Below are 12,825 nucleotides of genomic sequence, written 5' to 3'. Positions count from 1 at the left end.
TGGGGTGCTCCTACAGGTCTAAAAACCCAAAAAACCTAAAATTCCAAAACTCTAGAATCCGAGGCTGGATAACAAATCGTCCACATCGTCCTGACCGGACACAACGTCTTCTCGTTTATCGGCATGAATCTGCGGACCTTCACCCTGCGAGAGATGTTTTTGTGGATCTTTTTCTGCAAGCATCGCGGCACGGTCGTGTTCGATGCCCGCAAAGCGGTCAACCTGACTGGCCATGAGGACGAGTTTGAGCAAATTGCTTTCGACTTCGGTGACCAGTTGGGTCACACGCTTGATCACTTGACCGGTGAGGTCCTGGTAATCCTGAGCCAGCAGGATGTCGTTGAGGTTGCTCGACACCGCACGGTTGTCCGTGCTGCTGCGTGACAGAAAACCGTCGACCCGGCGCGCCAGCTCGCGGAACTCTTCAGCTCCGACTTCACGACGCATGAAGCGGCCCCAATCGGTGCTCAGCGCCTGGGCTTCTTCAGCCAGGCCATTGACCACCGGGGTGGCGCTTTCCACCAGATCCATGGTGCGGTTGGCCGCGGCTTCGGTCAGCTTGACCACATAGCCCAGGCGTTCGGTGGCGTCGGTGATTTGCGACACTTCCTCGGCCTGCGGCATGTGCGGATCGATCTGGAAATTGACGATCGCACTGTGCAGTTCGCGTGTGAGCTTGCCCACTTCCTGATACAGGCCGCGGTCACGGGTCTGATTGAGCTCATGGATCAGTTGCACAGCGTCGCCGAACCTGCCTTTTTCAAGGCTCTCGACCAGTTCGACCGCGTGTTTTTTCAGGGTCGACTCGAAATCGCCCTGTGAAGATTCGTTATGCTCCATAGCTCCCCCGCGCGTCATCAGCCGATGCGTTCGAAAATCTTCTCGATTTTGTCTTTCAACGCCTGAGCCGTGAAAGGTTTGACCACGTAGCCGTTCACACCGGCCTGAGCGGCCTCGATGATTTGCTCGCGCTTGGCTTCAGCGGTCACCATCAGCACCGGCAGATGCTTGAGTTTTTCATCGGCACGCACGTGGCGCAGCAAGTCGATACCGGTCATGCCCGGCATGTTCCAGTCCGTTACCAGAAAGTCGATGCTGCCGCTGTTGAGTACCGGAATGGCGGTAGTGCCATCGTCGGCCTCGACGGTGTTGGTGAACCCGAGATCGCGCAGCAGGTTCTTGATGATCCGCCGCATCGTTGAGAAGTCATCAACGATGAGGATTTTCATGTCTTTGTTCAATTCGACCTCCAAGCAGTCTTAAACGCGCCCAGCACCTGGACGCGCCACTTCAATCAATCGGCGCAGCACTCGAAGACTGTCTGGAGCACAACAGAGCAAGACCGGTGCCGTTCTCACCGCACCAGCCTCGTTCGCAGTGTCCCCACACTGCCTTCAGCGCGCTCGCCACTCCCCCAAACGCCCCCGCAAACGGGCCGCGCACTGGCTGTGTAACTGGCTGACCCGCGATTCACTGACGCCAAGGACTTCACCGATCTCCTTGAGGTTCAGCTCTTCGTCGTAGTACAGCGCCAACACCAGTCGCTCACGCTCCGGCAAATTGGCAATCGCGTCCGCCAGCGCCGCCTGAAAGCGTTCATCTTCCAGATCGCGTGACGGCTCAAGATGAGCACTGGCGCCATCCTCGTGCAGCCCTTCGTGTTCGCCGTCCTGCAACAGGTCGTCGAAACTGAACAGCCGGCTGCCCAGGGTGTCATTCAAAATCCCGTAGTAATCGTCGAGACTCAATTGGAGTTCGGCCGCAACCTCGTGATCTTTAGCGTCACGGCCGGTTTTAGCTTCAATTGAGCGAATGGCATCGCTGACCATACGGGTATTGCGGTGAACCGAGCGCGGTGCCCAATCCCCTTTGCGCACTTCATCGAGCATCGCGCCGCGGATCCGGATGCCCGCGTACGTTTCGAAACTTGCGCCTTTGCTGGCGTCATATTTGGTCGAGACTTCGAGCAGGCCGATCATCCCGGCCTGAATCAGGTCTTCAACCTGCACACTCGCCGGCAAGCGCGCCAGCAAGTGATAGGCAATGCGCTTGACCAGTGGCGCGTAACGCTCGATCAACTCGTACTGCGCGTCACGTGCCGACTTCTTGTAGTAGTTCATACCGCTCGCGGTCATAACACAGGCCCTGCTGTTTGCTGCACGAGGCGCTCGACGAAAAACTCAAGGTGGCCGCGCGGGTTGGCAGGCAGCGGCCAGGTATCGACCTTCTGCGCGATCGCCTTGAACGCCAGAGCGCACTTGGAACGCGGAAAGGCTTCATAGACCGCTCGCTGCTTCTGCACTGCCTTGCGCACGCTTTCGTCGTACGGCACGGCGCCGACGTATTGTAAGGCGACGTCGAGGAAGCGATCCGTGACCTTGGTCAACTTGGCGAACAGGTTGCGCCCTTCCTGCGGGCTCTGCGCCATGTTGGCCAGCACGCGGAAGCGGTTCATGCCGTAGTCGCGGTTAAGCAGTTTGATCAGCGCGTAGGCGTCGGTGATCGAGGTCGGCTCGTCGCAGACCACCAGCAACACTTCCTGGGCGGCGCGGACAAAACTGACTACCGAGTCACCGATACCCGCAGCGGTGTCGATCACCAGCACATCGAGGTTGTCGCCGATGTCGCTGAAGGCCTGAATCAGACCGGCATGTTGCGCCGGGCTCAGGTGCACCATGCTTTGGGTGCCGGAAGCGGCCGGCACGATGCGGATCCCGCCGGGGCCCTGCAACAGCACGTCGCGCAGCTCACAGCGGCCTTCGATCACATCGGCCAGAGTACGTTTGGGGGTCAGTCCCAGCAGAACGTCGACGTTCGCCAGCCCCAGATCGGCGTCCAGCAGCATGACCCGACGGCCAAGCTCTGCCAGCGCCAGAGACAAGTTCACTGACACGTTAGTCTTGCCGACGCCACCTTTGCCGCCGGTCACCGCGATCACCTGTACGGGATGCATGCTGCCCATGTTATTTCTTTACCTTGTCTTGCATAGACGGAGGCCACATTACTGGCTGCGCGTTCTCAACCGGAACAATGCATGGCAGACCATCGATGTAGGTACAAAAACGGTTCATTACCTCAGCCAACCTGCTTGGTCGGGCTGTGGTAGATATCAGCGAACATGTCAGCCATGGCTTCTTCGCTGGGTTCTTCCTGCATTTGCACGCTGACGGCGCGGCTGACCAGTTGATGACGGCGCGGCAGATGCAGATCATCCGGAATCCGTGGGCCATCGGTCAGGTACGCGACCGGCAGTTCATGACTGATCGCCAGGCTCAACACTTCGCCAAGGCTGGCCGTCTCATCCAGTTTAGTCAGGATGCAGCCGGCTAGCCCGCAACGCTTGTAACTGTGGTACGCGGCGGTTAGAACCTGTTTCTGGCTGGTGGTTGCCAGCACCAGATAATTTTTTGAACGGATGCCACGCCCGGCCAGACTTTCCAGCTGCATGCGCAAGGCCGGATCGCTGGCCTGCAAGCCGGCGGTATCGATCAGCACCACGCGCTTGCGCAGCAATGGATCCAGTGCCTGCACCAGCGACTGGCCCGGATCGACGTGGGTCACCGGCACATTGAGAATGCGGCCCAGGGTCTTCAGTTGTTCCTGGGCGCCGATACGGAAACTGTCCATGCTGACCAGCGCGACATTCTGCGCGCCGTACTTGAGCACGTAGCGCGCAGCGAGTTTGGCCAGGGTGGTGGTTTTGCCCATGCCGGCCGGGCCGACCATGGCAATCACCCCGCCCTCTTCCAGCGGCTCGACTTCCGGTACGGCAATCATTCGCGCCAGATGCGCGAGCAGCATGCGCCAGGCCTGACGTGGTTCTTCAATATCGGTGATCATCGCCAGCAGATCGCGCGACAACGGCCCGGACAGACCGATGCGCTGCAGACGACGATACAGATTGGCTTGCGCCGGACGGCTGCCTTGCAGCTGATTCCAGGCCAGCGTGCCGAGCTGCACTTCCATCAGTTCGCGCAGACTGTTCAATTCAAAACGCATCGAATCCAGCGCACGCGGATCGATGCCGGCGGACGACTGTGCAGGCGCTGGCGCTGGACGCGCCGGGGCGGCGTAAGTCGGTTCGCTCAACGGCTCGGCAGCGGTCAGCGGCAGGCCAGCCGTCAACGGCAGCCCGGCGAACAACTGGCGATTGGTGTTGCCGTCGGCTTCGCCACGCAGGCTCAGTTCGGCCTGGGCGGTCACGATGCGCGACTGGGTCTTGCGCAGCTCGTCCTCGAGTTCCATGTTCGGAACCCGTGGCGCCAGCGCCGACAATTTGTAATCCAGCGCCGCCGTCAGCTCGACGCCGCCGGCAATGCGGCGGTTGCCAATGATGGCGGCATCAGCGCCCAGCTCATCACGAACCAGCTTCATGGCCTGACGCATATCGGCGGCGAAAAAACGCTTAACTTGCATAAACCACTACCTCAGCCGTTGGGCCCTACTGTCGCAACGATGGTCACTTGCTTGTTGTCCGGAATTTCCTGATAGGCCAGCACGTGCAGCCCTGGAACTGCGAGGCGACCGAAGCGCGAGAGCATCGCGCGGATCGGGCCTGCTACCAACAGGATCACCGGTTGACCTTGCATTTCCTGGCGCTGCGCCGCTTCGATAAGCGAACGCTGCAGCTTCTCGGCCATGCTTGGCTCCAGCAGAACGCCCTCTTCAGAGCCTTGTCCTGCCTTCTGCAGACTATTGAGCAATATTTGTTCCAACCTTGGTTCCAAGGTGATCACAGGCAGCTCGGAGTCAGTGCCTACAATGCTTTGGACGATAGCGCGGGATACGCCGACGCGTACTGCGGCGACCAAGGCGGCGGTATCTTGACTCTTGGCGGCGTTGTTGGCGATAGCCTCGGCTATGCTGCGGATATCGCGTACCGGCACGTGTTCGGCGAGCAACGCCTGCAGCACTTTGAGCAACTGCGACAGCGAAACCACACCCGGCACCAGCTCTTCAGCCAGTTTCGGCGAGCTTTTGGCCAGCAATTGCATGAGTTGCTGCACTTCCTCGTGGCCGATCAGCTCGCTGGAGTGCTTGTACAGAATCTGGTTCAAGTGGGTCGCGACCACGGTACTGGCGTCGACCACGGTGTAACCGAGCGATTGCGCCTGGGCGCGCTGGCTGACTTCGATCCACACCGCCTCCAGGCCGAAAGCCGGATCTTTGGCGGTAATGCCGTTGAGCGTGCCGTAGACCTGCCCGGGGTTGATCGCCAGTTCGCGATCCGGGTAGATCTCGGCTTCGGCCAGGATCACGCCCATCAGGGTCAGGCGATAGGCGCTCGGCGCCAGATCGAGGTTGTCGCGAATGTGCACGGTCGGCATCAGGAAGCCCAGATCCTGCGAGAGCTTCTTGCGCACGCCCTTGATCCGCGCCAGCAATTGCCCGCCCTGATTGCGATCCACCAGCGGGATCAGGCGGTAACCGACTTCCAGGCCGATCATGTCGATCGGCGTCACGTCATCCCAGCCCAGCTCCTTGGTTTCCATGGCGCGGGCCGGCGACGGCAACAGTTCCTGCTGACGCTGAACCTCTTGCAGCGCCTGCACCTTGGCAACGTTCTGCTTTTTCCAGAACAGATACGCGCCACCGGCCGCCAGCGCGGCCATGCTCAGGAACGAGAAGTGCGGCATGCCCGGGACGAGACCCATGACCGCCATCAAACCAGCGGCCACCGCCAGGGCTTTGGGCGAGGCGAACATCTGCCGATTGATCTGCTTGCCCATGTCTTCCGAACCGGAAGCACGGGTCACCATGATCGCTGCCGCTGTCGATAACAACAGTGATGGCAATTGCGCCACCAAACCGTCACCGATGGTCAGCAAGGCGTAAACCTTGCCCGCGTCGGCGAAGGTCATGTTGTGCTGGAAGATACCGACGGCCATACCGCCGATGAGGTTGATGAACAGAATCAGCAGGCCGGCGATGGCGTCACCGCGAACGAACTTGCTGGCACCGTCCATGGAACCGTAGAACTCGGCTTCCTGAGCGACTTCGGAACGGCGCGCCTTGGCCTGGTTCTGGTCGATCAGCCCGGCGTTGAGGTCGGCGTCGATCGCCATTTGCTTGCCGGGCATCGCATCAAGGGTGAAGCGTGCGCTCACCTCGGAAATCCGCCCGGCACCCTTGGTCACCACGACGAAGTTGATGATCATCAGGATCGCGAACACCACGATACCGACCACGTAGTTACCGCCGATCACCACCTCACCGAAGGCCTGAATCACCTTACCGGCAGCGGCGTGGCCGTCCTGACCGTGGAGCATCACCACCCGCGTCGAGGCCACGTTCAACGCCAGCCGCAGCAGCGTCGCCACCAGCAGAATGGTCGGGAACACCGCGAAATCCAGCGGCCGCAGCGCATACACGCAGACCAGCAGGACGACGATCGACAGGGCGATGTTGAAGGTGAAAAACACGTCCAGCAGGAACGGCGGCACCGGCAACATCATCATCGCCAGCATGACCAGCAGCAACAACGGCACGCCCAGATTGCCTCGACTGAGGTCGGCAACATTCGAGCGAGCAGTGTTGAATAACTGAGAGCGATCCACCGGTTTTCCCCGTTTCTTTAAAGCAAACTTTTGACGCCCAAAGCAGGCGCACGGCGGCTACTGCAAGAAGCCTTCCAACTTTTGCCGGGGATTGAAATTGAGGTTTTTTTCGGGGAATTGTCTTGCCTGCAGCCGGGCGCCATGGAGCCGACCGCTAAACAGACGCAGGACGGCTATCACCATTAGAGGCGGGTGAAAAAATCAGAAAAAACCGCGCACTCACGGATACCCGGCAGTCAAAATTTGCTCTGGATTAATCTCACCAAGACGCAAATCGCGGCCCACCAGATAGCGCGTACCCTTACGGATCGGCTTCCCTCCCACGTCGACAAGCGCCTCCTCAGAATCGCCCAAAGTCACGATTTCCTCAGGCTGATGAAAAGGATCTTCGGGGTATGCCTTCAACACAATCAGTGCCCAGACAAAGTAAATGTCCGGCACATCCTGCGGCTCGATCTTCCGTTCGACCTCCGGCTCGACCTCCCATCGAAAGTCCTGCCCACCCGTGACCTGTAACTGATCACCGACCATGTGAAATTGTGGTTTGTGATAACGCGCCAGTAGGCCGGTGCCATTGCTACTCCATGTATCGGAGTAGTTGTTGGGCGAAGAGAAAACTCTGACCAACTCTTCAACAGTACCAATGTTGCCAGCGGCACTATTGAATCGGTTGTAGAGACTATGGTGGGCTACCCCGTCCAACCTTGGCTTGATCGCATTGATATACGAATCGAGATAGCCCGGCACATACGCATTGCTCATGTGCACGAAATGCGTGAAGTCCAACATCGCCTTAAAAGTGAACGTGCAAGCGATATGATCAGACTCTTTCGCCACCGACCCGGAAACGAACTCGAACCTCATTCCTTCAAGCTTTTTGTAGTTCTCTTGCATGACCTTCTCCTTGGCGAATGTTAAAGACAGGTCAGAAGGCGAATTGCCCGTGAAACCTGCCAAGGAACATGGAATAGCTGAATGCCCTTTGTGTCCACTGTCAGAACTAACAGGTAGAGGTCTTTTTCAGACAAGCGGAGGGCCGCGGTCTTTTGATTTATCAGGAATCGCGCCGCAATGAACACAGATTGTAGGTATCACACAGATCCCCTGTGGGAGCGGGCTTGCTCGCGAAGAGGCCATCCGCGACACCACAGAATCATGAGCAGCACTTTTAAACGATGGCGTTTAATAGACACCTCCAGACACGCCTTGCGGGCTACACATCCTTGCGCCATTGCCTACAGCTACGCCAGAATCCGCCGGCTTGTGCGCCTTGGGGTCGGGTTCTATTGTGGGTCGGTCGCTGACGAATCAGCGATCGGGTCTCGCAGCCCGCTGATTTCTAGACGCACAACTTCCGTCCTCGTTTTATGGCGGCTGTACGTGGGAGACCTTTGGGTCTGCCGGTTCTAGAGTCCCGGTCTGCGACCCGCGTATGGCTGCCACCTCCCTTTCGTATCGCAGCGAAATGTGGCAGCTCCGCCGACTCTAGGAGCTTCACCATGATCAAACCAACACCCAACCCACCTGAATCCGACGCCACCTCCCCCTACGAATCCCTCGATTCAAAAAAGCTCCACGAAGCCGCCGACCGCGCCCTCGACCACTACCTCTGCTCGCCCGGCGCCACGCCCATTCAACGCAAAACCCGTTCGATGTACGCCGTGACCGCAGACTTCAAAAACGAAGAACTGCTGGCCGATGCCTGCGAAACACTCGCCTCAGCCAGAACCATCGCCAATGATTTCGCCCACCTCATACCGGCGTCCCAGCGCAGGACGCTGCTGGGCATCGCGCAATTGATCATGCTCGGCGAGCTGGCGGTGAATCGGGCGTTGGATAATCTGGAGTTGCCGAAGTAACAGGGACTTGTGACAAGCCCTGAGTAAGGCGTTGTGGCTGCTGACGTCTTCGCGGGCAAGCCCGCTCCCACAGGTTCGGCGTGTAGCACAGGTTTGTGATCGACCCCAATCCCTGTGGGAGCGGGCTTGCTCGCGAAAGCGGCCTCACAGCCGACACATGTCTTCAGGCTTAAAAAACCGCCACCTCATTTAACCGGGCGGCGGTTTGTCGCCTCTTTCCTTCAGCCCACATGACCACTTGTCGGAAACCCGCCAGCACCTGTCAGATCTGACAGGTGCCTAATTCCTCCAACGCGCGCTCAATAACTCCGTCACCCAGCCCCCCGACCGGAGTTCGCCAGATGTCCAGCAAGCAAACCCCTCAAGCCCTCAGACCTCCGTATCTTCCGGCACTGGTCAACCTCAGCCCTGCCGAACACTATGACGGCGGCATACCCATCAGAGCCGTGGAAGGCGATCTGCAAGGCATCATCCCCGCCTGGCTGACCATGTCCATTGGCGATCTGGCCGAGGTGTTCTGGGACAATGACAGCGCCGCGGTCTGGAGCAAGACCTTAGAGCACGATGCCGAGCTCAACCAGGACCTGGTTTTCACCATTGCCAAGGGCCAGGTACTTGAGGGGGATGCCACGCCAGTGTTCTACCGGATCACGCGCAAGAACCAGGCCCCGGAGGACTCGTTACCGGTCATGACCCTGCTGGTCAAACTCACGCGTCCCGGCGATTACGACGACATTCCCGGCGATGACGGCCACTCCGATCTCAAGTTCTCCCTCTCTCATGACGAGGTCGATGAAAACCTGCCGCCCAGCGGGGTGACGATGCACATCGTGCCTTACCGCAACCTCACCCGATACGACCGCATTCTCGCCCGCTGGGGCAGCCAGCAAGAGGTGCATGTCGTTACGCCGGAACAGGCCCAGGACCCGATCAGAAACCCGATCGAGGTTGTCTTCAGCCGCGCCGTTATTGACGATGCCGGGGACGGTGATCGTGTCGCGGTGGCTTATCAGGTCATTGACCGCTGCGGTAACTTCCCGGACGAACGCGCGCCGTGGTCGGCGACGCATTATCTGTTGGTGGATCTAGGGGGCAATCGGCTGGACGAACCGCAGGTGCTGGTCAACGGCATTCCAACCGACAGCATCGACCTCGACCAGCTCGGGGATGACGATGTGAACGCCCGCGTGTACATCACCAAGGACGATTTTGCGGTGGGCGACAAGGTGCTCCTGACCTGGATCGGCACCCCGGCGCAAGGCTCGCAGATCATCGTCGGGCCGCTGGAGAAAGAGGTGTCGTACGTGCCCTTACAACTCGATTTCCCCATCCCCAACGCCGCCGTCAAAGCCATTGCCAAAGGCGCAGCCTCGGTCGGCTATGTGCGCCGTCGCAGCGATGAAAGCGACCGCCGCTCAAAAAATGCCAGCGTCACCGTGATTGGCGACATCAGCCAGTTAGTCGCCCCCACCGTCGACGAGGCACCGGGCGGAACGTTGCCACCCGAAACGCCTTGGGCGACTGTGCAGATCCCTTGGTACCCCGGTCGCAACAGCAGCGACCTGCTCAACCTGATCTGGTGGGCCCAGGCGCCCGGTAACGACACCGTTTATTACGAAGATCCCCGCCCGGTCGGCAACGTAGCGGACAATCAGCCCGTCCTGCGCAGCGTGAGCAATGCCGAAATCCAGCGTTTCAACGGCCTGAACGTCAAGGTCTATTACGTCGTCACCAACAGCGAAACGGGGCTGTTGAGCGTTCGCGAGTCGCTGCCGTTCATGATGCAGGTCGGCGTCGCCCTGCCGACGTTCGACCGGCCGGAAGTCGAGGGCGCAGATGCCAACGACGTGCTCGATCCGGACAACGTGCCACCCACCGGTGCCACGCTGGTGGTGCCGTACCTCGGCACCCGCGACAAGGATCGCGTGAATTACCGTTGGCGCGGCTCCGCCAGCGGCGGCAGCATCAGTAGTCATGTCGACCTGATCCCCGCTACCGCTGGCCGGCCTGTGCGAATTACCGTTGAGAAAAAATACGTGACCGCCAACCTGAACGGTACGGTGGTTGCCGATTACAGCATTCAGCGGGCGGGCGAGACACTGGGGCATTCTCATGAGTTGACGTTGCGTATCGGGACGGCGCTGGGGGAGCTGCCGCCACCGTTCCTTGTAGCACCGGCCAAAGATCCGATTGATGTCCTGGCCTACCCGGACGGGGTGACGGTGCGCATCGAATACCCAGAAGCATTGAGCGGCGACCAGGCATGCCTGGAAGAAGACAATCCACCGGCAGGTTGGCCGCCGTTTCCGTTGGTGGAATTCAACAGCAACAAGCGAGTGAACACACTGTTGAGCCCCGCATTCCTAGCGACGCGACATGGAACGGTGATCGAGCTGCGCGGGAACTTGTATCGCAACGGTGGCCACGCTGGCCAATCAGACGCGATCAAGGTGAGACTGCTGAAAATTATCGATGAAGACCCGCGCCTTCCTACACCTAATATCGACGGCAACACCAGTAAAGAGTTGAGCGTTCAAGACCTCACAACAGACGCACGGATTCTCGCGGAAAGATGGCCGTTGTTCGAACCAGGACAACCGATCTGGGCAACCTGTAGAGGCTTTGACAAGAACGGCGAGCCGATAACCAACGACGTCAGGTCGGGAGAGCCCAATGATTCGCCGGATGGATTGTCCCTGGCGGCTCCGATTGAGTGGTTAAAAGAACTGAAGGACGGAACTGAGCTGACGATCAGCGTGAAAGTAAATCTTGACGGAATAGCCAGTGAGTTGACCGCGACAGCCTGCCCACGACGAATCTATAGCCTTAGAGGCACCCAGAGAGATGAAAACTTTGATAATGTCCCCCCTCAACTTATAGGGCCATTGGAAACTTTAGATACTGGTGCGATAAGCATCATTAATCAAAGCTCAACAGGATCACTAAAAATCGTCACATTTAATAGGGATAGCGCTTCAGGGGCGATAGAAGGAAACGTGTTAATTAACGAGAGCGCTGTAACTAAATTCAGGATAGAGCTCAAAGCCCCCGTGCAAAAATTAAGCTTTTACTACGCAGACGTTCAAGCCACCCTCGGAAAAATCCTGTTCTATGGCCCAGACGGATATATAGACGAAAGACCACTAATCAGCAGCGCAGGTATTTCACAGTTAATTTTTTCCGCGGCAAACATCAATTACATTGAATTTTATAACGGAGGCGAAGAACAAGTAATTTTCGATAACTTTATGTTCAACTGATTTCTGTAAGCGCCTCAATTGGGGCGCTTGAAACCCGCTCGATGTACGCCGTTACCGCCGACTTCAAAAACGAAGAACTGCTGGCCGATGCTTGCGAAACACTCGCGTCGGCCAGAACCATCGCCAATGATTTCGCCCACCTCATACCGGCGTCGCAGCGCAGGACGCTGCTGGGCATCGCGCAACTGATCATGCTCGGCGAGCTGGCGGTGAATCGGGCGCTGGATAATCTGCAGTTGCCGGGCTAAGAACGCAGGCAAGAACCTGTGGCGAGGGGATTCATCCCCGATCGGTTGCGCAGCAGCCGTAAACCCTGAACTCGCGGTATTTCTGAAAATTTGCAGTGACAGGACTTGGGTCTGCTGCGCAACCCAGCGGGAGCAAGCTCCCTCGCCACAGTGACTGCGGCAGGAGCCGACGTTTCATTGGGTCAGGCGGGGGAGCTGGCGGTGAATCGAGCGCTGGATAATCTGGAATCGCCGGGCTAAGAAGGCAGGCAAGAACCTGTGGCGAGGGGATTCATCCCCGATCGGTTGCGCAGCAGCCGTAAACCCTGAACTCGCGGTATTTCTGAAAATTTGCAGTGACAGGATTTGGGTCTGCTGCGCAGCCCAGCGGGAGCAAGCTCCCTCGCCACAGTGACTGCGGCAGGAGCCGACGTTTCATTGGTTCAGGCGGGGGAGCTGGCGGTGAATCGGGCGCTGGATAATCTGCAGTTGCCGGGCTAAGAAGGCAGGCAAGAACCTGTGGCGAGGGGATTCATCCCCGATCGGCTGCGCAGCAGTCGTAAAACCTGAACTCGCGGTATTTCTGAAAATTTGCAGTGACAGGATTTGGGTCTGCTGCGCAGCCCAGCGGGAGCAAGCTCCCTCGCCACAGTGACTGCGGCAGGAGCCGACGTTTCATTGGGTCAGGCGGGGGAGCTGGCGGTGAATCGAGCGCTGGATAATCTGGAATCGCCGGGCTAAGAAGGCAGGCAAGAACCTGTGGCGAGGGGATTCATCCCCGATCGGTTGCGCAGCAGCCGTAAACCCTGAACTCGCGGTATTTCTGAAAGATTGAAGTCTGGGGCCGCTGTGCAGCCCATCGGGGATAAATCCCCTCACCACAATGACCGCGGCAGGAGCCGACGTTTCATTGGGTCAGGCG

At 58.7% G+C, this 12,825-nt stretch carries 9 protein-coding genes and 1 pseudogene; 3 read left to right on the top strand and 7 right to left on the bottom strand.

Annotated features, from left to right (window positions below; all coding sequences use genetic code 11):
- Positions 1–51: 51 nt before the first annotated feature.
- From E3Z29_RS10860 to E3Z29_RS10830, 7 genes are all read right to left on the bottom strand, one after another.
- Positions 52–840 (bottom strand): protein phosphatase CheZ, encoded by a 789-nt coding sequence (locus E3Z29_RS10860; RefSeq protein WP_027613919.1) that lies wholly within the window; start codon positions 838–840, stop codon positions 52–54.
- Between the two features lie 17 nt (positions 841–857).
- Complete coding sequence (locus E3Z29_RS10855; RefSeq protein WP_024012118.1) at positions 858–1,229, bottom strand: chemotaxis response regulator CheY; 372 nt, start codon at positions 1,227–1,229, stop codon at positions 858–860.
- 165 nt (positions 1,230–1,394) lie between these two features.
- Positions 1,395–2,135 carry an RNA polymerase sigma factor FliA gene (gene fliA / locus E3Z29_RS10850; RefSeq protein WP_007920004.1) on the bottom strand — a complete coding sequence of 247 codons (741 nt, stop codon included), beginning with the start codon at positions 2,133–2,135 and terminating at the stop codon, positions 1,395–1,397.
- Positions 2,132–2,962: a flagellar synthesis regulator FleN gene (gene fleN, locus E3Z29_RS10845; protein ID WP_003222917.1), complete on the bottom strand. Its 831-nt coding sequence runs from the start codon at positions 2,960–2,962 to the stop codon at positions 2,132–2,134. The genes fliA and fleN overlap by 4 nt, the downstream gene beginning before the upstream one ends.
- 113 nt (positions 2,963–3,075) lie before the next feature.
- Positions 3,076–4,416: a flagellar biosynthesis protein FlhF gene (gene flhF / locus E3Z29_RS10840; protein WP_003222914.1), complete on the bottom strand. Its 1,341-nt coding sequence runs from the start codon at positions 4,414–4,416 to the stop codon at positions 3,076–3,078.
- Between the two features lie 11 nt (positions 4,417–4,427).
- A complete protein-coding gene (flhA, locus tag E3Z29_RS10835; protein WP_098967853.1) occupies positions 4,428–6,557 on the bottom strand; it encodes a flagellar biosynthesis protein FlhA in 2,130 nt (709 codons plus the stop codon).
- A gap of 219 nt (positions 6,558–6,776) precedes the next feature.
- A complete protein-coding gene (locus E3Z29_RS10830) occupies positions 6,777–7,451 on the bottom strand; it encodes a hypothetical protein (RefSeq protein WP_134785755.1) in 675 nt (224 codons plus the stop codon).
- Positions 7,452–8,056: 605 nt separating this feature from the next.
- On the opposite strand from E3Z29_RS10830, the gene E3Z29_RS10825 reads away from it, so the two are divergent.
- From E3Z29_RS10825 to E3Z29_RS10815, 3 genes and pseudogenes are all read left to right on the top strand, one after another.
- Positions 8,057–8,416: a DUF6124 family protein gene (locus E3Z29_RS10825; RefSeq protein ID WP_134785754.1), complete on the top strand. Its 360-nt coding sequence runs from the start codon at positions 8,057–8,059 to the stop codon at positions 8,414–8,416.
- 341 nt (positions 8,417–8,757) lie between these two features.
- The gene (locus E3Z29_RS10820) at positions 8,758–11,676 is read left to right on the top strand and encodes a hypothetical protein (protein ID WP_177416192.1); all 2,919 of its coding nucleotides are present in this window, start codon (positions 8,758–8,760) and stop codon (positions 11,674–11,676) included.
- Positions 11,677–11,705: 29 nt separating this feature from the next.
- Positions 11,706–11,924: pseudogene (locus E3Z29_RS10815) on the top strand (DUF6124 family protein); the annotation flags it as partial.
- Positions 11,925–12,825 lie beyond the last annotated feature (901 nt).

This window comes from Pseudomonas sp. S150 (assembly GCF_004526365.1).
Lineage (GTDB): Bacteria > Pseudomonadota > Gammaproteobacteria > Pseudomonadales > Pseudomonadaceae > Aquipseudomonas > Aquipseudomonas putida_A.
This window is presented reverse-complemented; position numbering and strand designations above follow the sequence as displayed.